The following is a 20,026-nucleotide window of genomic DNA, read 5'->3' as shown; positions in this document are numbered from 1 at the left end:
TTAAGAATGAAAAAAGCACCGATTAATCGTCAGATGCTTTCACCTGAACAATGGTTTCTTGCGCAGGCGAAAAATCACGCTTTAATTCACTCTTTGACTTGAGCTTGATGTCTCCACCCGCTGCCACAGACATGTGCTGAGGGTCAGTGTTATTGCGCGATTGGTACAACATGACCACTTGCATTGCATTGTCACGCTGTTCTTGAGTCAGAGGTGTACCTTCCGGCCATTTTCCCGTTGCAACAGCATAATTTAATCGTTCAAATGCTTCAGGTGTGATGCTTTCTAGTAGTTGTTCGATATCCATTTTTATTTTGCACCTTCCCTTGGTTCTACATCTCGCATTAATCAACGCATGAGGCCACTATTTGGATTACTTTACACCAAATATTTCATGATTGCGTCTTGTTTGAAACCCATTCTTTTTTGAATGAAGATCTCATATTTTGATCATGCTTTGCGCGAGGATCAGCATGTCTCTCAACCCTAATAGTACTGATTTTCTTATTAATAGACAGCCATAGTCTTGTGACATTGCTCAGCTTTTGCCACCGTATCACCATATTATCGAGGGTGTAGAGAAACTCGTTTCAATAAAACGTGTTTATCCAATTGACGATGAATGCCTCACTTGTCATCAGCAAATGTGTTCAATTCATCGCACATAAAAATAATCAAAGACTGTAGGTTTTACCCCCCGTAATTTTGCACAACGTCAATGCGTAATTTGAACGGTTCTGTGCGCACTATTTATTGTTGAAAGCGCCCATTAAAAGGTAAAACCCATGGCTACGATCACTGGCGATAACGCCGCAAACATGCTCGACGGTACAACCGACGACGACCTCATCTATGGCCTTGAAGGAAATGACACCCTTCGAGCCTATGAAGGCGATGACGTTGTTTATGGCGATTCGTCAAGCAGTCAGATTTCTCAACTCTCGCAAAATTCTGATGGCAGTTACAGTATCTCTAGTGAGACTGTTCTGTCAGTACATTTGTCACAGTTTTCATTTCCTTCTGGCGATGATAAAAGTGTCGGCTACGCCGTTTTAGATAGCAGCGGCAATGTGTTGAGCACAAAAATCCTCGTCGAATCAACGGCCACCGCGCAAGACACCAGTGCCATTGATATCAATGTCGCCAATGGCACAACCCTTGTCTTTTTCTCACTACCTGTCGCTGACAGACCTGGGTTCGAGTGGCGCCCTCTCGTCCTAAACGACGTAGAAACCAACATACCGTCCTCTTCTGTCTCCATAGAGGTAGAACAAATCACTGGCGATCCAACCATTGGCGGCAATGATTCCCTTTATGGCTATGACGGCGATGATCGCCTTTATGGTGAAGGCGGGGATGACTCTCTGATAGGCGGCGATGGTAACGACGTACTTTCAGGTGGCGAAGGTGACGACAGAATGTGGGGTGAGGACGGCGACGACCTCATTCACGGTGGAAACGGCGACGACCGGCTGTTCGGCCAAAATGGTGACGACACGTTAGAAGGCGGGGCTGGTGATGACGAACTGCGCGGCGGACGCGGTAACGACACTCTGGATGGCGGTGATGGTGACGACCTGATCTTCGGTCAAGACGGCGATGACACCATTGTTGCTGGCGCGGGCGATGATGAAGTCTGGGCGGACCAAGGGGACGATGAAGTTCATGGTACCGCTGGCAGCAATTATATCGATACGGGCGATGGCGATGACCTCGTGTTTGGCGGTCGAGATGACGATGAAATATACGGTGGTGATGGTAACGACGATCTACGCGGCGGTGCAGGCAACGATGAAATTTACGGCGAAGATGGGGATGACATCCTAATCGGTAAATCAGGAAATGATTTCCTCGATGGTGGTGATGGTAACGACGAAATCTATGGAACACTTGGCAGCAATACTTTACTGGGTGGACAAGGCGACGATTACCTTTTCGCAGGTTGGCGGAGTATGGACAATTTTCTTGATGGACAAGAAGGAGCCGATATTCTCCGTGGCAGTACTTTCTCAGACACACTGGTTTTTGACCAAGATGACTTTGAGGGGCAAATTCAAACTCTGAGCAGTGGCAAACAAATAAACCAGAGTATCTACAATGCTTCAACTGGCTTTGACACACTCACAGTCGAAGGCGAACAGCATGTTGATTTCACTGGAGATGCCTATCAAACAACACCGAGTGTGGGTGGTAATGTCATTGCGGGTATCGAAGCCGTAGTTGGTGGCAGCAATGATCAAACTGTCACTATCAATACACACTCTATTGATCAGCAATCTGACGATACAAACAATGACGACTGGCAGGGTTTTGTTGCTTGGTTGGGGGATGGTGACGACACGTTGAACCTAACGGGTGTCAATTGGGCATACAATGCATCTGCAACATCAAACGCTGATATAACCCCCGCAATGATAGAAAAGATGGGGCTAACCAACGCGCAAGTCAGCGATCTTCAGGCTTATGTGTTTGATGACCAGTTCAGTGACGATCAAATCACGATTTGGACCGACGCAGAGAATATTACTTACCTCGGAACGGATATCGTATAACGGTCTATAAATTCAGATAAAATCCGTAAGCAAGAGGAAGGTCAGCATCACGCTGGCCTTTTTTTCTCTTTGCGTGGTCACGCAAAAGGCCGAAATTGGAGATAAACTAAGAAGAAGTGTTTATGTTATAAGTCTTGTGTCCCGATTTAAAAACAGAAGAGCATTTCACGGAATGAAGATAAGTCGAGCCAAATTCAGCATCAAACTCGCCGTTACCGTATGTAGTACGTTACTGGTCACAGGCTGCTTTGAGAGTAACCGCAGCACCGCTCAACTTTGTGAAAACAACCCTTCAATTTGCGCCAAGCTCAATGTGCAAGATGGTCAATGCCGTCATGAACGCACCGACCTCATCTGGAAGCGTTTTAACGTCACCAAGAAACCGTCCGATCTCAATAAGTTCGATGAGCTAATGCTCACCAAGAAATATGCAAGGTGTATGGAGCTCGTCGCACAGATCGAGACAACCACACTAAAAGCAAAAAAGACACTCCGTACAGAAGCATTGTTTCACGCCTTCGATTCCATTGAGCGTCTTGAACAGGAACTGAAAAGCTCTTATCAACCCTCAATCATCTATTACCGTTGGACTCAGGGTGATAACGAAGCGTTAGAGCAATTCTTAAAGCTAGAAGAAACCGAGTACCTCGACACACCAGAACTACAACTCGGCCTTGCCACATACTACGTCGATAAAGACAAGCTTCACACCATTGACCTACTACAAAAGTCATTGACACTTTACGATGGCCGAGCAGGAAAAACACGAGACAAAACTGTCCCAGAAGCCATCAAATCGCTGGCAACAGCAAACCACTCACTCGGCAACTTGGACATTGCTTACCTATGGGCATTGGTCGGCTCAGAAATGGATCTTCCCGTTGCGAAGCAAGCACAGTTGAAATTGCTCTATCCGATGGAAGACGCGAGACGTGATCAAATTTCAGACATTGCAGGCGACATTGCGAGCGCCATTGAAGATGGTGATTTTAATACGGGTTTATTAAGCACATTAGCCATCATTGATAACAAGAAAGAATAGTTTCTAAGACGCACTCTTTTCTCTGATTAATAGTGCAGCACCACAATGGGACACGCACATTAATAAAAGACACTGACAGGACACAACAAAAAAGCGAACGTTTGCCGTTCGCTTTTTTATTTCACCGAAAATCACATGACGTTATTGGTCGGAGGGAAATGCGCCATCAAACTGCATGGAAACTGAATTCACGCAATAGCGTTGACCCGTGCTCGTTGGGCCATCATCAAATACATGCCCCAAATGACTGTCACATTGAACACAACGAATTTCCGTTCTTACCATGCCATGGCTATTATCTGCCACATAGCGAACAGTGCCTTCAATTGCTGCATCAAAACTCGGCCAACCGCACCCAGAATCAAATTTAGTGTTCGAATCAAATAATCGCTGATTGCAACAGATGCAATGGTAAGACCCAAATCGGTGATTATGGAGTAAGGCTCCGCTATATGCTGGCTCTGTGTGCCCCAAGCGACAAACCTTATAAGCCAACTCAGAAAGTGATGCTTTCCACTTATCATCGCCGCCCTTTGTCATCTTTACTCCCTGTGTTGAATGCATTTATTCGTGCCGAAGCATCAGTTAGTCTCCTATTTAAAACAGTTCTCGTGCAGACAATAAGCATTCGCACGCATAGATGTGATCAAGCGCATGATCCTTTCTATGAATGAACCCAAAGCTGAGTACAAATTGACGTATCGTCAGTTTAAAGAGCCTCTTTGCGTCCACCGTCATTGTTTTGAGTTCTAACGACTTAAGTGTGTCTTTCTAATAATGCAACGAGGTGAATGCATTCGAGCGACATTCATTTGACCTCAACGACGCATAATGTTCGTGAGTAACACCGCAAAATAGCCTGTGCATGGATTAACTTGTAACTCGTTCCAATTCTCAAATTTCGCACTCAAGCATCGCACTATTCTCACCATACTTTTCGATATACCGATTTGCGTACGTTTTATGTGCTGTATGCATTTCAGTGCGCAATGTTCAAAAATCAGTCATCGTGTCATTGGCCCCAATAAATTCAACTTTTCCAACAGGAAACACAAAATTTGTTTGGGTGATGTAAAAATAATCCGTACTAAATTTTGACTTTACGCAATTTAGATCGGTTTTTCGCTTGCATGGGGGATACCGATTCTGTAATTTTACTACCAATTTCCTTTCACTAGATATTAAGTTGTGGAGCAACATAATGACTATCAAAGTAGGTATTAACGGTTTTGGCCGTATCGGCCGTTTCGTTTTCCGTGCATCTGTTGAGCGTAACGACATCGAAGTTGTAGCAATCAACGACCTGATCGACGTTGATTACATGGCGTACATGCTGAAGTACGACTCAACTCACGGCCGTTTCAACGGTACTGTTGAAGTTGTAGACGGTAACTTGGTTGTTAACGGTAAAACCGTACGTGTAACTGCAGAACGTAACCCAACTGAACTTCAGTGGGACGCAGTAGGTGTTGATGTTGTTGCTGAAGCAACTGGTATCTTCCTGACTGACGAAACTGCACGCCAACACATCACTGCTGGTGCGAAGAAAGTTGTTCTAACTGGTCCTTCTAAAGACGCAACGCCAATGTTCGTAATGGGCGTTAACCACGCTTCTTACGCTGGTCAAGACATCGTTTCTAACGCTTCTTGTACTACCAACTGTCTTGCGCCTATCGCGAAAGTACTGAACGACAAGTGGGGCATCGAATCTGGTCTTATGACTACTGTTCACGCTACTACTGCAACTCAGAAAACTGTTGACGGTCCTTCTGCGAAAGACTGGCGTGGTGGTCGTGGTGCTTCTCAGAACATCATCCCATCATCAACTGGCGCAGCTAAAGCAGTTGGCGTAGTTCTTCCAGAACTAAACGGCAAACTGACTGGTATGGCTTTCCGCGTACCAACTGCAAACGTTTCTGTTGTTGACCTGACTGTTAACCTGAAAGAAGCTGCTACTTACGCAGAAATCTGTGCGGCAATGAAAGCTGCTTCAGAAGGCGAAATGGCTGGCGTTCTTGGCTACACTGAAGACGAAGTTGTATCTCAAGACTTCATCGGTGAAGTTCAAACTTCAGTATTCGATGCGAAAGCAGGTGTTGCTCTGACTGACAAATTCGTTAAAGTTGTATCTTGGTACGACAACGAAATCGGTTACTCAAACAAAGTTCTGGACCTGGTTGCTCACATCTCTAAGTAATCATTCCGGATTGCCGTTAAGGCATGAGTGACAAAAGGCGGCTTAATGGCCGCCTTTTTTGTACCTAAATTTCACATTCAGAAGGCATGCTTCATGGACGTTAAACAGCTCCCTACCCTTGCTGTACTCTCTGACTATGTTACCGTTTGCGAATTGGACGGCATCAAAGTTGTTCGCGTTATTCATCCAAAAGCAACCGCGGCGATTTCTCTCTTTGGTGCTCACGTACTTAGCTTTCAGCCTACTGGTAAGAAAGATACCATTTGGATGAGCGAGAACGCTGACTTTGGCGGCAGCAAAGCCATTCGAGGTGGCATTCCAGTCTGTTGGCCTTGGTTTGGTAAAGCGGCTGAACCATCTCATGGCTTCGCCCGCACCAGCGAGTGGACACTCAACGAACATCGTGAAAACGATGAAGGCGTGATCATCAGCCTAACGCTGCAAGACTCAGCGGAAACCCGCGCGATTTGGCCACATGCATTCAAGGCAGAACTCCTCATTGAAGTGGCTGACACGCTAGATGTGAAACTGGTCAGTACCAACACAGGCGATACACCGTTCCAACTGGGCGGCGCACTGCACACTTACCTCAACATTGGTGACATCACCACAACCACAGTATCGAGCCTCGGTAACGAATACATTGAAGGTGGCGTGCGTAAGCCAAGCGCAGGTAACACACAATTTGATCAAGAAGTTGACCGCATTTACCCGCACGCAGACGAAACGGTCGTCGTAGACGATCCTGCCCTGCAGCGTCGCCTTAACGTGATCAACGGTGGTAACAATGGCGTGGTTGTGTGGAACCCTTGGAAAGCACTGTCAATCAGCATGGGTGACATGGCAGATAACAGCTATGAAACCATGGTGTGTGTGGAGTCTGCGGTACATGATCGCAGCGTGACATTGAATGCTGGCGAGACGCATACGCTTTCAACAAAAATTGTAAGCTGCTAACCGCGCACAAAGCGACGGCAAAACGCCGCCTGCCACGCAAATGACAAAACCGAAGCACCCTGCTTCGGTTTTTCCTTTTTTGTTACCTTGTCCCTCTTTTTTATTACTTTGTTCCAAAAATCCCACAGCCAACACCGCCCTCATCAAACAGCAAATTCCTCTGTTGCCGTCTCAACATTTAGATTTTCCCGCTTCAATCAACGAAATACACAATGACAATTGCGGCTGGCAAAAGTTACATACCGAATACAAAGCCTTATCACAAAAGGGAAAAATATCGAAAAAACAAGTAATTCAACCAAGCAAATTGATCAGTTGGTACTAGTCTTAAATTAGTGAGGATATGAAAGCGACTGCGCCGATATCCTTTCTTAATGTTAACAGTACGATTTAGGGGGCAGGACCATGAGTATTTTCGACCACTATCGTCAGCGCTACGAAGAAGCGAAAGACGAAGAGCTGAGCCTTCAAGAGTTTCTGGACCTTTGCCGGGAAGATCGCAGTGTTTACGCCAACGCGGCTGAACGCTTGTTAATGGCAATCGGTGAACCCGAGATGATTGATACGGCGTTAGAACCACGTTTAAGTCGCCTCTTTTCAAACCGAGTCATCTCGCGCTACAAAACCTTCGAAGATTTCTACGGCATGGAAGAAGCCATAGAACAAATCGTTTCTTACCTTAAACACGCCGCCCAAGGCCTTGAAGAACGTAAGCAGATCTTGTATCTCCTTGGTCCTGTTGGTGGTGGTAAATCCTCGCTGGCTGAAAAACTAAAAAGCCTGATGCAGAAAGTGCCTGTGTACATTCTGACAGCAAACGGCGAACGCAGCCCAGTGAACGATCATCCTTTCTGTTTATTCGATGTTGTTGAAGACGGTGCACTACTTGAAAGTGAGTATGGCATTTCACAACGTTATGTTCGTTCCATCATGTCACCTTGGGCTGCTAAGCGTCTGCACGAATTCGGCGGCGACATCAGCAAATTCCGCGTGGTGAAAGTTCGTCCTTCAATCTTAGACCAAGTGGCCGTAGCCAAAACCGAGCCCGGCGATGAAAACAACCAAGACATCTCGTCCTTGGTCGGTAAAGTCGACATCCGACAACTCGAACATTTCGCCCAAGACGACCCTGATGCATACAGCTACTCCGGTGCGCTGTGTAAAGCCAACCAAGGCTTGATGGAATTCGTCGAGATGTTTAAAGCACCGATCAAAGTGCTTCACCCACTGCTAACAGCCACACAAGAGGGTAACTACAACGGTACCGAAGGCCTGTCAGCATTGCCATTTGACGGCATGATTCTGGCGCACTCAAACGAATCTGAGTGGCAGACATTCCGAAACAACAAAAACAACGAAGCGTTCCTTGACCGTGTTTACATCGTGAAAGTCCCTTACTGCTTGCGCGTCTCAGAAGAGATGAAGATTTACGACAAGCTATTGGAAAGCAGCGAACTTTCGTCAGCACCTTGTTCACCAAGCACGCTCGATATTCTTGCGCGCTTCAGTGTCCTTTCTCGTCTGAAAGAGCCTGAAAACTCCAGCATCTTCTCGAAGATGCGTGTGTACGACGGTGAAACACTGAAAGACACAGATCCAAAAGCCAAGTCTTACCAAGAATACCGTGACTATGCGGGCGTTGACGAAGGCATGAACGGCCTGTCTACACGCTTCGCCTTTAAGATCCTGTCACGAGTATTTAACTTCGACCATTCCGAAGTCGCGGCTAACCCTGTGCACCTGTTTTATGTACTCGAACAGCAAATTGAACGTGAGCAGTTCCCGCAAGAAATGGCAGAGAAGTACCTAGAAAACCTCAAAGGCTACTTGATTCCTAAGTACGTCGAGTTCATTGGCAAAGAAATTCAAACCGCTTACCTCGAGTCATACTCTGAGTACGGTCAAAACATCTTTGACCGTTACGTGACCTACGCAGACTTCTGGATCCAAGACCAAGAGTACCGCGATCCAGACACCGGCCAATTGTTCGACCGCTCCGCATTGAACAGTGAACTGGAAAAAATCGAGAAGCCAGCAGGGATCAGTAACCCTAAAGACTTCCGAAATGAAATTGTTAACTTCGTGCTTCGTGCTCGCGCTAACAATGAAGGCAAGAATCCTGGCTGGACCAGCTACGAGAAACTTCGCACTGTGATTGAGAAGAAAATGTTCTCGAACACAGAAGAGCTGCTGCCTGTTATCTCCTTCAATGCGAAAACGTCGACCGAAGAACAGAAGAAACACGACGACTTTGTCGCTCGTATGATGGAGAAGGGATATACCCGCAAGCAAGTGCGACTTCTGTCTGAATGGTACCTACGCGTGCGTAAGTCTTCTTAATTCAGCGTAGTCAGAGAAGTAACCAGCATACGGGGGGCTTATGGCGCATTTTATAGATCGACGGCTCAACGGAAAAAACAAGAGTACGGTCAATCGACAACGTTTCTTACGTCGTCACAAGAGACAGATTAAAGAGTCTATTGCTGATGCAGTAAACCAACGCTCGATTACCGACGTGGATAGTGGTGAGAGCATCACTATCCCCTCTCGCGACATCCGAGAGCCGACCTTTCGTCAAGGCAAAGGAGGACAGCGTGATGCTGTCCACCCTGGCAACGACCAATTCATCCCTGGTGATCGCATTGAGCGCCCACCAGGCGGTGGAGGAAGTGGTGGTGCAGGAGAGGGACAAGCCAGTCCTGACGGCGAAGGCCAAGACGAATTCGTGTTTCAGATTTCTAAAGACGAATATCTCGATTTGCTATTTGAAGACTTAGAACTGCCTAATCTTCAAAAAAACCAGATGACCAAATTGGTCGAGTACAAAACCCATCGCTCCGGTTTTAAAGCGACAGGGGTACCATCCAATATTGCCATCGTGCGTTCACTGCAAAACTCATTGGCTCGCCGTACTGCGATGTCAGCGGGTAAGCGACGCAAAGTGAAAGAGCTCGAAGCAGAACTTGAAGTGCTGAAAGGGACAGAACCCGCTCAGCCGCTTGAAGAAAAACGCATCGAAGAAGAAATTCAATCGCTCAAAGACAAAATCAAAGCTGTGCCTTTTATCGACACCTTTGATTTGCGCTTTAAAAACTACGAAAAACGCCCACAGCCAAGCAGTCAGGCCGTGATGTTTTGTTTGATGGATGTCTCAGGTTCAATGGACCAAGCCACCAAAGACATCGCTAAGCGCTTTTATATCCTGCTCTATCTCTTCTTAACGCGGACTTACAAAAGCGTTGAGGTGGTGTTTATTCGCCACCATACACAAGCTAAAGAAGTGGATGAGCACGAGTTTTTCTATTCGCAAGAAACCGGTGGCACCATTGTCTCCAGTGCATTGCGATTAATGGATGAAATCGTCAAAGCGCGTTATCCCGCAAGCGAGTGGAATGTGTATGCCGCGCAAGCATCTGATGGCGATAACTGGGCAGATGACTCCCCAGGCTGTCGTGAATTGCTCGAAAAACAACTGCTGCCGGTGACAAGATATTATTCCTATATCGAAATCACACGCCGTGCGCACCAAACGCTTTGGCGAGAGTATGAAACGCTTGATGAAAACTATGAAAACTTCGCCATGCAGAACATTCGAACTGCCGACGATATCTTCCCTGTCTTCAGGGAGCTATTTAAGAAACAAGTAAGTTAGTCGGCGTGTTGTTGCAAACGCACTAAGCATTCGCATTCGGTTCGGACGCCAAGGAGGACCATGATGACTGTCTCCGCAAAGAAGAAAAATAAGACACTCAGTGATGGGCCAGATTGGACATTTGATCTTCTTGACCAATACCACACTGAAATCAAGCGAGTAGCGGCGCACTACAAGCTCGATACTTACGTCAACCAAATTGAAATTATCACCGCCGAGCAAATGATGGATGCCTACTCCAGTGTGGGCATGCCGATCAACTACAGCCATTGGTCATTCGGCAAAAAATTCATCGAAACAGAGCGCAATTACAAACACGGTCATATGGGGTTAGCGTACGAAATCGTCATTAACTCCGACCCGTGTATTGCTTACTTAATGGAAGAAAACACCATCACCATGCAGGCGCTTGTCATGGCGCATGCGTGTTATGGCCACAATTCTTTCTTTAAAGGTAACTACCTGTTCCAAACATGGACAGATGCAAGCTCTATCATTGACTACCTGCTCTTCGCCAAAAACTACATCAGCGAGTGCGAAGAGAAATATGGCGTCGATGAAGTCGAAAAACTTCTCGATTCCTGCCATGCCTTAATGAACTACGGTGTCGACCGTTACAAGCGCCCGCAAAAAATATCCATGGCCGAAGAAGTCGCGCGCCAGAAAGCCCGTGAGGATTACCTTCAAACCCAAGTGAATGCACTTTGGCGTACTATTCCCACCAGCGAGAAAAAGCGCGAAGTCGAAGTAGAACGTTTCCCGTCAGAGCCTCAGGAGAACATCCTGTATTTCTTTGAGAAGCATTCACCACTGCTTGAACCGTGGCAACGCGAAGCCATTCGTATTGTTCGTAAAGTCAGCCAGTATTTCTACCCGCAGAAACAAACGCAGGTAATGAACGAAGGCTGGGCAACGTTCTGGCACTACACCATCTTGAATCATATGTATGACGAAGGCTTGGTGAGCGATCGCTTCATTTTGGAATTCTTGCATAGCCACACTAACGTGGTTGCTCAACCGCCATACAACAGTAAGTACTACAGCGGCATTAACCCGTATGCATTGGGTTTTGCCATGTTTACCGACCTTCGTAGAATTTGTGAGAACCCGACGGAAGAAGACAAACACTGGTTCCCTGACATTGCTGGTTCTGATTGGCTCGAAACACTGCATTTCGCCATGCATAATTTCAAAGATGAAAGTTTCATTAGCCAGTTCTTGTCACCAAAAGTGATGCGCGACATGAAATTCTTCGCCATCAATGATGATGACAGACAGAATTACATTGAAGTAACAGGCATTCATAACGAGGAAGGTTATCAGCAACTGCGTGAGAGACTTTCTGCTCAGTACAATTTGGCGAACCATGAACCAAACATTCAGGTTTGGGACGTAGATTTACGTGGAAATCGCGCGTTGACGCTTCGCTATGTGCCGCACAACCGAATTCCTCTTGGTAACTCACACGAGGAAGTGCTCAAGCATGTGCATCGTTTGTGGGGCTTTGAAGTGGTACTCGAAGAGGAAACCCCTGAAGGGAAAGGAAAGATCATCGCGACATGCCCAAAACGTCCGCAGTTTGATCCGGATTTAATTCCAGGAACGTAACATCGATCAAAACGCCTAACGACAAAAACAAAAAACCGCCAAATTGGCGGTTTTTTTTACGTTTTCTATCGTGTCTGCTGTTTTCACATAAAGACACGGCGTACTACGCTTACGCTTCTTCTTGTTCCATCAGTTTTGCGATGGTATCGCGGTTACCGAACCACATCGCGCCACTTTCACGACCATACTGTTTAATACGCTCAGCCACATCACCATGGCTGTTTGAAAGTGTTGTCGCCAGAAGGTCACGGTAGAACTGAAGCGCCAATTCACAGGCACGTTGATCCATGAAGTAGTAGCCGCCAACACGTGAGTAAATCTTACGCATGCCATTCATGGTCAATACGTAGACTTTGTTACCTGAACGTTGGGCCATGCCTTGGAACAACATGTAGTCAAAGTGGTTGAACGCGCGACCACGGCAAACCGCTTCACACAGTTCAGTGTCCAACTTACCGAAGGTATCGTAAATCTTTTTCACGTCTTGCTGAATCGCAGCTTTTTCTTCAACGTCATCAACAAACGCAGCAAAGCTATCGCTCGCAAGAAGTTCCTCACAACGGCTAATGACTTTTTCAATCAAAGCAGCACAAGATTGCGCATCGTTCTTCATCGCATAACGCATGTAAACGCCGCTGATGTCTGTACGAGCTGCAAGAAGGTTTTCTAGAACGCCATGAACGTCTTCACCTTCAAGGGTAACAAGCGTATCAAGGATGTTTAAACCAGACGTGTTCATGTAGTCATTAACACGGGTAGGTTTGCCGTGCTGGATGGTTAACCAGCCATCACGGGCGAGACGTTGAAGGACTTCGCGAAGCGTTGTTCGAGTAACACCGATAAGCTCTGATAGCTCTCGCTCTGCAGGCAAAATAGAGCCCTGAGGAAAGTGATCATTCCAGATACTTTCTATTATATATTTCTCAGCAAACGTTGCCGGGCTATCAGCCTTAATAACCATTTAGTATTGTATCCAAGTTGCTTCTTATCCTGATTAATAACTCATCATACCACTTCTCACATCAACCAAGAAACCTTCCGGTGACATCGATTCACGTCATTTAACCCACATCGCCTGAGCCAGTTCACATACATAGAAATTTCCACCACGACATGCCCAATCGTTAGCTACGTCTAGTTGCACAAAAATCGCGCTGTTTAAAACAGAATATGATGAGTAAAACCGCAAAGCGCTTCGCAAATTCATCGCTAACCTTAAATGCAAAGTTTGAGCACTTCATTCAATGGTTATTCATAATTAGCTCAATATTCATAAGCATTCGCATTAACTCACTGAATAAAAATCGCCATTGCGTGAAACTCTGCTCGGACAATGTTGATCCGCATCACTGTATCAATACCCACTGCAGCATAAAATACCGCCGCAAAATGTTACAGAAACCGTCAACGGGCTCGAGACCTTGTTGCTTTTTTTCGTAACAAATTCCAGTAATTTAATTAACACGGAAAGGAATGTTGACTGTTTAGAAACTCACTGTATTGTGTGCTCCGTGTATACCTATGCAATAGGGCACAAAAGGTAGTGCGTGTCGAGAAATCGACGTTAGGTTTGTAAATCCTCTCCTGTTTCCACCAAAGGCGAACAATGCAAAACAACCGCCAACCTCTACAACAGTTTATTTACACCTTCTTTTCAATTTTCCAAGAAAATTAGCTTATTTCATAAGAACAGAGAAACAGACATGGCTATTACGCTAAGGAATGCCTTTACCAAGAACTTTCTCGGTAAAGCACCTGACTGGTACAAAGCAGCAATCATCGCATTTTTGATTATCAACCCAATTGTCTTCGCAATTGACCCGTTTGTGGCAGGTTGGTTACTCGTTGTCGAGTTCATATTCACTCTGGCGATGGCACTGAAGTGCTACCCACTTCAACCAGGTGGTTTGTTAGCCATTGAAGCTGTTGCGATCGGCATGACCGACGCAAGCACAGTAAAACACGAACTTGTAGCAAACTTTGAAGTGCTACTGCTTCTGATCTTCATGGTCGCAGGCATCTACTTCATGAAGCAGCTTCTGCTGTACATGTTCACTAAGATACTGCTTGGCATTCGCTCTAAAGCCCTTCTTTCTCTCGCTTTCTGTTCTGCAGCAGCCTTGCTTTCTGCGTTCTTGGATGCCCTAACCGTTATCGCGGTTGTTATCAGCGTTGCTGTTGGCTTTTACTCTATTTACCACCGTGTAGCATCGGGTGGCGCAGCAGATAACGACCCAACCTCTGACGACAATCTCGGTGATGATCTAAGCCGTGATGACCTTGAACAATACCGTGCTTTCCTACGTAGCTTGCTCATGCATGCAGGTGTTGGTACTGCATTAGGTGGCGTAATGACCATGGTTGGCGAACCACAAAACCTGATCATTGCTGAAAAAGCAGGCTGGCAGTTTGGTGAGTTCATCATCCGCATGTTGCCTGTGACTTTACCCGTTTTGTTCTGTGGCTTGCTTACCTGTTTGTTCGTTGAGAAGTTCCGCCTGTTTGACTACGGCACAGAACTTCCAGAAAACGTGCGTGCCATTCTTGTTGAATTCAACAACGCAGAAAAAGCAAAGCGCACAAACATTGATGTCGCTAAGTTAATTGCACAAGCATGTATTGCAGTCTTCCTCGTGATTGCACTTGCCATGCACCTGGCGGCAGTCGGCCTTATTGGTCTAATGGTTATCATCCTTGCTACGTCATTTACCGGCGTCATTGATGAGCATCATATTGGTAAAGCCTTTGAAGAAGCATTGCCATTTACTGCACTTCTTGCCGTCTTTTTCTCTATCGTTGCCGTCATCGTTGACCAAGAGCTTTTCACGCCAGTCATCAGTGCCGTACTGGAACTTGAAGGTGGCGCACAGCTAACCATGTTCTACCTTGCGAACGGTTTGCTTTCGATGGTGTCTGATAACGTATTCGTTGGTACGGTTTACATCAACGAAGTAAAAGCCGCCCTCATGGATGGCGTGATTTCGCGTGAACAGTTTGAATTGCTTGCGGTTGCGATCAACACAGGTACTAACCTACCGTCTGTTGCAACACCAAACGGCCAAGCAGCCTTCCTGTTCTTACTGACGTCAACGCTGGCACCACTGCTCCGTTTGTCTTACGGCAAAATGGTTTACATGGCGCTGCCATATACCGTGGTGATGGGTCTGGTTGGCCTAGCAGGTATTGAACTGTTGTTGGTGCCAATGACAGATTGGTTCTACGCTGCTGGCTGGATCACTCTGGGTGATGCAAGTGCCGTTAGTGCGGTGACTTCTGGCCATTAATTGTTGATTTTTGGTCAAATAACACATTGAATAACAAAGTCCTGCCTATGCAGGGCTTTGTCTTTTTGAAATGGATACGTTAACTATGTTGGCCTTTTTCAACGAAATCTCAAGAACCCGCGGAGCATGGCTTCTGCTGTTGCTTTCTGTTTTAGGGTTTGAGTTATGCGCACTTTACTTCCAACACGTGATGAACCTTGCACCATGTGTAATGTGTATTTATGAACGCGTAGCGATGGCAGGCGTTTTAGTCGCCGCTTTCATTGGCTTACTGGCACCACAAAATGGGCTCATCCGCTGGGTGGGTTTATTAGGCTGGGGCGTATCTGCAGGTTATGGATTAAAGCTATCCATTGAACACGTTGGTTATCAGTTCCCTGATCCTAGCGACTTGTTCGGTGCAACATGCGACATCTTTGTTTCCTTCCCTTCTTGGGCACCCTTGAACAAATGGGTACCTTGGATGTTTGAAGCAAACGGCGACTGCAGCAAAGTGGTTTGGCAATTTTTCGATCTTTCAATGCCACAATGGCTTGTGATCATTTTCGCCACCATGCTGATTGTGCTCGCTATCGTTGTACTTTCTCAGTTCTTTGGTAAGCGTCGCGAACGTCGTCTGTTCTAGTCTTTCAATAGACGAACCCAGAGAGAAAAATCCCTGCCAAGGCAGGGATTTTTTATTGGTGTAGGGTAAGCGAATCAGCGCTGTTCACGCAGCAAAGAGACCAAAGGCTTGTCAGCATCACTGAAAACATATTCCGCAAGCTCTGACGGTGTCACCCACACCATTGCCTGATGGCAATGCAAGGTAATCTCCCCCGCTTCGCATCGACAACGATAGCTGCGTAGCAATACCGACTTAGTCGGATAGTGATATAACGTTTCGGTGAGAAATTCTCCGACCTCAACAGTAACATCGAGTTCTTCTTTCAGCTCACGCGACAAGGCTTCAGGTTCAGTTTCTCCTGCTTCGACCTTGCCACCAGGAAACTCCCACAGCCCTTTTGCATCTTCGGTATCATGGCGCTGGGTAATGAGTACACGCTCACCGTCAGTCACCACACCTGCAACCACCCACAGTGGCTTTTCCATCATGATTAGTTACCGCTTTCGCTTACTTGCCGCAGCACTTTTTAAATTTCTTACCGCTACCGCATGGGCAAGGATCGTTGCGGCCAACCGATTTGTAAGGATTCACGGCACGCGCGCCCGATCCTTGTTGCACTTCATCCGCCGCCAGCGCCACTTCGTTAATCATGAGAGGAAGCTGCTGATAGTATTTTTCTGGCGATGGCAGAGACGAAAGGCCCGCTTCTTCCATTTGTGCCAGCGTGCCCTTTTCGTCGTGCAAAAACAGCATGGTGGTCATTAACGCTGACAACATACGACGGCTACCGTCTGATACCGTCACTTCCTGCCACGCAGGTTCAATGTGAGGCCATACCGCCAAGAAACCTTCTGCAAACGCTTGGTGCTTTTCGGTGCGGGCTGATTCCAATGAGAGCTCAGAAGGCAGCGCGTATTCGTGCTTCATGAGCAACACATATTGCTGCTCGAAACGTAGCATGATGTTGCGCTTTTGTTCTGCGCTCAGCGGTTCAACATCATCTTCTTCAACACCGCCTGTAATGAGCAAAGGAAGCCACATGTCTGGGTCTAGTGGTGCTGGCGATAGATTTGCCGCCAAGAGAGCGCCTTCAATAAACGTGGCTGGCATACCTGCCCAATCGTCATGCAGTTCAACAAGTTTGGTCATTACGGATCTCAAGGTTCAAAATTAGAGAGTAGTCGCCCCTCGCGCGTTACTGATAACAAGCACAGAGGACGATAAATCAGCGAATGCGATAGTAGCAAAAGAGCCGTTACAGATTCTTACGCTTTTCTCTTGATGATTGTCTGATTACGATCATTTCGCTAAAGCGCATTCTACATCGCTTATGCTATTTTTCAGCAAAACAGACGACGATTTGTCTCGAATATCCACATCATCAATATGATCACTTTTCCTCACTTCATGATAGCCTCGTTGTGTTGTCACTTATTTAAAAGGACTTATTAGTGCCATCGTCTCGAAGTGTCATTTTGGCAGGCGCAACTGGCTTGGTGGGCGACGAAATTCTCCATCAACTGCTTGGCGATCCTGACGTTACACAAATCCACGTGGTCACGCGCCGCCCTATCGCTGTTAGTTCTCCGAAGATCATTGTTCATCAAAGTCAGGATCTTACGGTGACACATTGGCAACCTGAATGGGCTGTTCCACTGCAGGGCTACATCGCCCTTGGCACCACGAAAAAAATCGCGGGTTCCAACAAAGCCTTAGAAGATATTGATCTGCACTTAGTGGTGAAAGTCGCACGCATGATGGCAGTGATGGGCGTAAAACACGTTTCTGTCGTGTCTAGCATGTTTGCCCACCCTTGGTCACCCTCTCACTACCTGCGTTGTAAAGGGAAAATGGAACGCGCGCTCTCTGACATGGGATTTGAGCGCCTGCTTGTCGCAAGACCAGGGCCTCTGCTTGGACAGCGTGATGTTGAAAGAAAAGACGAGCAAATGCTTCAACGCATCATGCCAATCTTCAAACCTTTCCTCGCAGGGCCATTTGCGGATGTTGAACCCGTTGAGGCGGTCAGAGTCGCACGCGGTATGATCCATGCGTTAACGGAGCAAAACTGGCCGGGAAGGTTAGACATGCGCATCCTCCCAGGCCGCGTATTGACGCTTTCCTGATCACGCCATTATCACTGACAAAGATCGACATGAACGAAAAAAGGCAGACCTAGGGTCTGCCTTTTTACTGTCTACATCGCGACATTGCTCACGAGATCAATCACGCAGCAGCATGTTTAGCACACGCCTTCTAAAACGGGTTTCTTCTCGAGCGTGTTAAGCGCATCAACGATGATGGAAAGCACTTTGAATTTGTCGTTGTATTGGCGCAGTTCCATGAACACAGGGTGTGCTTCTGGATACTGATCTTTGAGATACCGGAACCACTGCTTCACACGGTTTGCGTAGTACAAGCCTTTGTCACCGCGGATCTCAAACTCTGAGTAACGCACCAACAGAATCAGCACTTCATGCCATGTCATCGGCGCTTGCCCCGTTTTAATGTGGGCACCAAGGTTAGGAATATTCAACGCGCCACGGCACACCATTAAGGTGTCGCAACCTGTCACCTCTTGGCAACGAATGGCGTCGTCTTGTCCCCAAATATCACCGTTAGCGGTGACAGGAATGGTTAAGCGATTAGCAATGTCGCCAATCAAATCCCAACGCACCGTACCCGGTTTATAGGCATCAGCCTTGCTTCGACCATGTACCACGATTTCATTCGCCCCCGCAGACTGCACGGCATCCACAATTTCACGGTAAGGCGAACAATCATCAAAACCCAAACGTACTTTTGCACTGACAACGGCATCGTCAGGCACAGCATCACGAACGGCTTTCACCACTTGATACATCAATTCCGGGTTTTTCAGCAGCGCCGCACCACCATTGCTGCCATTCACCATTTTTGAAGGACAGCCAAAGTTGATGTCAACACCCGCAGAACCAAGCTCGATCACCTGCGCGGCGTTTTCCGCCATGTATTGTGGTGATTGCCCCAACAACTGAATGCGCACAGGGGTGCCAGATGCCGTTTTACCGCCCGCAGCAAGCTCAGGACTCATACGGTGATAAACGCGCGGTGGCAGAAGGCTGTCAACAATGCGCACAAACTCCGTTACACAGAGGTCGTAGTGATTGATTTCAGTGAGCATTTGACGCATCAAGGCATCAAGCACACCTTCCATAGGACCAAGAACGAGTTTCACGTCTAGTTGCCCTTGCGCGGATGGTTCAGGATGTGGTCTTCCCAGTCGATAACGTCGATTTCATAAACGACTTTTTCACGCACCGATTCATCCGCCGCATGCATGGCCTCTTTTGAGCCCGTGATCAGTGGATGCCATGCTGGAAGTGGCTTATTTTCAGCCAGTAAGCGATAAGCGCACGTGTCTGGTAGCCAGTAAAATTCTTCGATTTTCTCGCGAGATAGCTTCAAACAGTCTTCGTCGTAACTGAAACGGTTCGTATAGTCTTTGCACGAACAGGTTTTATCATCCAACAAGCTGCAGGCCACGTTGGTGTAATACAACTCTTCTGTGTCTTCATCAATCAGCTTGTGAAGGCAGCACTTACCACAACCATCACAGAGTGATTCCCACTCAGTGTCCGTCATGTCGGTCAGTGTCTTTTGTTGCCAGAAGGGTGTTGTCATTATTGCGTGTCCTGCCAGAAAATGATGAAGCTATAACGATGTAGCCATGAGGCGGTGTTTATACCACCCACTAACGAAAGTGCAAGACCTATCAGACAAGATCAATAAGTTACGCGTGAGTGACGGCAACCTTTTGCGTTACTCACTAACGAATGATAATGTGCGCGCCTTCTTTTGAGTGTTGAGTGGGATGGATGAAAGAGCAAGAAGTAGAGTGTCGACTCGGCTGCGGAGCCTGTTGCATTGCGCCCAGCATTTCATCGCCAATTCCGGGTATGCCAAACGGCAAAGCGGCCGGTGAGCGCTGTATTCAATTGAACGATGAGAATCTGTGTAAGATTTTTGGTCAGCCAGACCGCCCAGCGGTATGCAGCCAATTTAAAGCAGATAAAGAAATTTGCGGCACAACGAATGCGCACGCAATGGCAGTGCTGATCGAACTAGAAACGCTCACCTTCTAGTAT

Annotated in this window: 18 protein-coding genes; 11 read left to right on the top strand and 7 right to left on the bottom strand. The window is 47.0% G+C overall.

Translation table 11 applies throughout. The features are described 5' to 3' along the window. Positions 1-22: 22 nt before the first annotated feature. On the bottom strand, positions 23-307 hold the full coding sequence (locus BCT27_RS01740) for a YeaC family protein (RefSeq protein WP_102319607.1): 285 nt from the start codon (positions 305-307) through the stop codon (positions 23-25). Positions 308-785: 478 nt separating this feature from the next. Between BCT27_RS01740 and BCT27_RS01735 the strand changes: the two genes are divergently transcribed. Together BCT27_RS01735 and BCT27_RS01730 are read left to right on the top strand one after the other, a co-directional pair. Next, a complete protein-coding gene (locus BCT27_RS01735; RefSeq protein WP_102394862.1) occupies positions 786-2,552 on the top strand; it encodes a calcium-binding protein in 1,767 nt (588 codons plus the stop codon). 172 nt (positions 2,553-2,724) lie between these two features. Then, positions 2,725-3,594, top strand: a complete 870-nt coding sequence (locus BCT27_RS01730; protein ID WP_102394861.1) for a DUF2989 domain-containing protein — start codon at positions 2,725-2,727, stop codon at positions 3,592-3,594. Between the two features lie 141 nt (positions 3,595-3,735). On the opposite strand, the gene msrB is transcribed toward BCT27_RS01730, so the two are convergent. Next, positions 3,736-4,134, bottom strand: coding sequence for a peptide-methionine (R)-S-oxide reductase MsrB (gene msrB / locus BCT27_RS01725; RefSeq protein WP_102394860.1), 399 nt, complete (start codon positions 4,132-4,134; stop codon positions 3,736-3,738). 661 nt (positions 4,135-4,795) lie between these two features. Between msrB and gap the strand changes: the two genes are divergently transcribed. From gap to BCT27_RS01695, 5 genes are all read left to right on the top strand, one after another. Next, complete coding sequence (gene gap / locus BCT27_RS01715) at positions 4,796-5,791, top strand: type I glyceraldehyde-3-phosphate dehydrogenase (protein ID WP_017012080.1); 996 nt, start codon at positions 4,796-4,798, stop codon at positions 5,789-5,791. Positions 5,792-5,884: 93 nt separating this feature from the next. Continuing rightward, a complete protein-coding gene (locus tag BCT27_RS01710; protein WP_102391130.1) occupies positions 5,885-6,748 on the top strand; it encodes a D-hexose-6-phosphate mutarotase in 864 nt (287 codons plus the stop codon). A gap of 405 nt (positions 6,749-7,153) precedes the next feature. Beyond that, positions 7,154-9,088: a PrkA family serine protein kinase gene (locus tag BCT27_RS01705; RefSeq protein ID WP_017012078.1), complete on the top strand. Its 1,935-nt coding sequence runs from the start codon at positions 7,154-7,156 to the stop codon at positions 9,086-9,088. 40 nt (positions 9,089-9,128) lie between these two features. Further along, positions 9,129-10,400: a YeaH/YhbH family protein gene (locus BCT27_RS01700; RefSeq protein WP_017012077.1), complete on the top strand. Its 1,272-nt coding sequence runs from the start codon at positions 9,129-9,131 to the stop codon at positions 10,398-10,400. Positions 10,401-10,463: 63 nt separating this feature from the next. Further along, the gene (locus BCT27_RS01695) at positions 10,464-12,008 is read left to right on the top strand and encodes a SpoVR family protein (RefSeq protein ID WP_017012076.1); all 1,545 of its coding nucleotides are present in this window, start codon (positions 10,464-10,466) and stop codon (positions 12,006-12,008) included. Between the two features lie 109 nt (positions 12,009-12,117). On the opposite strand, the gene fadR is transcribed toward BCT27_RS01695, so the two are convergent. Next, the gene (gene fadR, locus BCT27_RS01690; protein WP_102394859.1) at positions 12,118-12,969 is read right to left on the bottom strand and encodes a fatty acid metabolism transcriptional regulator FadR; all 852 of its coding nucleotides are present in this window, start codon (positions 12,967-12,969) and stop codon (positions 12,118-12,120) included. A 742-nt stretch (positions 12,970-13,711) separates the two neighbouring features. On the opposite strand from fadR, the gene nhaB reads away from it, so the two are divergent. Both nhaB and dsbB read left to right on the top strand, forming a co-directional pair. Next, positions 13,712-15,292, top strand: a complete 1,581-nt coding sequence (gene nhaB / locus BCT27_RS01685; protein WP_102319612.1) for a Na(+)/H(+) antiporter NhaB — start codon at positions 13,712-13,714, stop codon at positions 15,290-15,292. Positions 15,293-15,377: 85 nt separating this feature from the next. Further along, a complete protein-coding gene (gene dsbB / locus BCT27_RS01680; protein WP_102394858.1) occupies positions 15,378-15,917 on the top strand; it encodes a disulfide bond formation protein DsbB in 540 nt (179 codons plus the stop codon). Positions 15,918-15,991: 74 nt separating this feature from the next. Here the strand turns inward: dsbB and BCT27_RS01675 are convergent, their stop codons facing one another. Continuing rightward, positions 15,992-16,387, bottom strand: a complete 396-nt coding sequence (locus tag BCT27_RS01675) for a (deoxy)nucleoside triphosphate pyrophosphohydrolase (protein ID WP_102394857.1) — start codon at positions 16,385-16,387, stop codon at positions 15,992-15,994. 19 nt (positions 16,388-16,406) lie between these two features. Next, positions 16,407-17,048 carry a YecA family protein gene (locus tag BCT27_RS01670; protein ID WP_102394856.1) on the bottom strand — a complete coding sequence of 214 codons (642 nt, stop codon included), beginning with the start codon at positions 17,046-17,048 and terminating at the stop codon, positions 16,407-16,409. Positions 17,049-17,350: 302 nt separating this feature from the next. On the opposite strand from BCT27_RS01670, the gene BCT27_RS01665 reads away from it, so the two are divergent. Then, positions 17,351-18,025, top strand: coding sequence for a Rossmann-fold NAD(P)-binding domain-containing protein (locus BCT27_RS01665; protein WP_102394855.1), 675 nt, complete (start codon positions 17,351-17,353; stop codon positions 18,023-18,025). A 116-nt stretch (positions 18,026-18,141) separates the two neighbouring features. Here BCT27_RS01665 and dusC read toward each other — a convergent pair whose 3' ends face one another. Both dusC and BCT27_RS01655 read right to left on the bottom strand, forming a co-directional pair. Further along, the gene (dusC, locus tag BCT27_RS01660) at positions 18,142-19,116 is read right to left on the bottom strand and encodes a tRNA dihydrouridine(16) synthase DusC (protein ID WP_102394854.1); all 975 of its coding nucleotides are present in this window, start codon (positions 19,114-19,116) and stop codon (positions 18,142-18,144) included. Positions 19,117-19,118: 2 nt separating this feature from the next. Next, a complete protein-coding gene (locus tag BCT27_RS01655) occupies positions 19,119-19,562 on the bottom strand; it encodes a YcgN family cysteine cluster protein (protein WP_102394853.1) in 444 nt (147 codons plus the stop codon). A 194-nt stretch (positions 19,563-19,756) separates the two neighbouring features. Between BCT27_RS01655 and BCT27_RS01650 the strand changes: the two genes are divergently transcribed. Continuing rightward, the gene (locus BCT27_RS01650) at positions 19,757-20,023 is read left to right on the top strand and encodes a YkgJ family cysteine cluster protein (RefSeq protein ID WP_102394852.1); all 267 of its coding nucleotides are present in this window, start codon (positions 19,757-19,759) and stop codon (positions 20,021-20,023) included. Positions 20,024-20,026: the final 3 nt, after the last annotated feature.

Source organism: Enterovibrio norvegicus, from assembly GCF_002876705.1.
Lineage (GTDB): Bacteria > Pseudomonadota > Gammaproteobacteria > Enterobacterales > Vibrionaceae > Enterovibrio > Enterovibrio norvegicus_B.
Note: the sequence above shows the minus strand (reverse complement) of the source record. Positions and strands in the feature narration are given on the sequence as shown.

Bases quoted from the DNA above. Each gene is read 5' to 3' on its own strand.
- BCT27_RS01740 (WP_102319607.1), bottom strand. From the start codon at position 307: ATGGATATCGAACAACTACTAGAAAGCATCACACCTGAAGCATTTGAA.
- BCT27_RS01735 (WP_102394862.1), top strand. From the start codon at position 786: ATGGCTACGATCACTGGCGATAACGCCGCAAACATGCTCGACGGTACA.
- BCT27_RS01730 (WP_102394861.1), top strand. From the start codon at position 2,725: ATGAAGATAAGTCGAGCCAAATTCAGCATCAAACTCGCCGTTACCGTA.
- msrB (WP_102394860.1), bottom strand. From the start codon at position 4,134: ATGACAAAGGGCGGCGATGATAAGTGGAAAGCATCACTTTCTGAGTTG.
- gap (WP_017012080.1), top strand. From the start codon at position 4,796: ATGACTATCAAAGTAGGTATTAACGGTTTTGGCCGTATCGGCCGTTTC.
- BCT27_RS01710 (WP_102391130.1), top strand. From the start codon at position 5,885: ATGGACGTTAAACAGCTCCCTACCCTTGCTGTACTCTCTGACTATGTT.
- BCT27_RS01705 (WP_017012078.1), top strand. From the start codon at position 7,154: ATGAGTATTTTCGACCACTATCGTCAGCGCTACGAAGAAGCGAAAGAC.
- BCT27_RS01700 (WP_017012077.1), top strand. From the start codon at position 9,129: ATGGCGCATTTTATAGATCGACGGCTCAACGGAAAAAACAAGAGTACG.
- BCT27_RS01695 (WP_017012076.1), top strand. From the start codon at position 10,464: ATGACTGTCTCCGCAAAGAAGAAAAATAAGACACTCAGTGATGGGCCA.
- fadR (WP_102394859.1), bottom strand. From the start codon at position 12,969: ATGGTTATTAAGGCTGATAGCCCGGCAACGTTTGCTGAGAAATATATA.
- nhaB (WP_102319612.1), top strand. From the start codon at position 13,712: ATGGCTATTACGCTAAGGAATGCCTTTACCAAGAACTTTCTCGGTAAA.
- dsbB (WP_102394858.1), top strand. From the start codon at position 15,378: ATGTTGGCCTTTTTCAACGAAATCTCAAGAACCCGCGGAGCATGGCTT.
- BCT27_RS01675 (WP_102394857.1), bottom strand. From the start codon at position 16,387: ATGATGGAAAAGCCACTGTGGGTGGTTGCAGGTGTGGTGACTGACGGT.
- BCT27_RS01670 (WP_102394856.1), bottom strand. From the start codon at position 17,048: ATGACCAAACTTGTTGAACTGCATGACGATTGGGCAGGTATGCCAGCC.
- BCT27_RS01655 (WP_102394853.1), bottom strand. From the start codon at position 19,562: ATGACAACACCCTTCTGGCAACAAAAGACACTGACCGACATGACGGAC.
- BCT27_RS01650 (WP_102394852.1), top strand. From the start codon at position 19,757: ATGAAAGAGCAAGAAGTAGAGTGTCGACTCGGCTGCGGAGCCTGTTGC.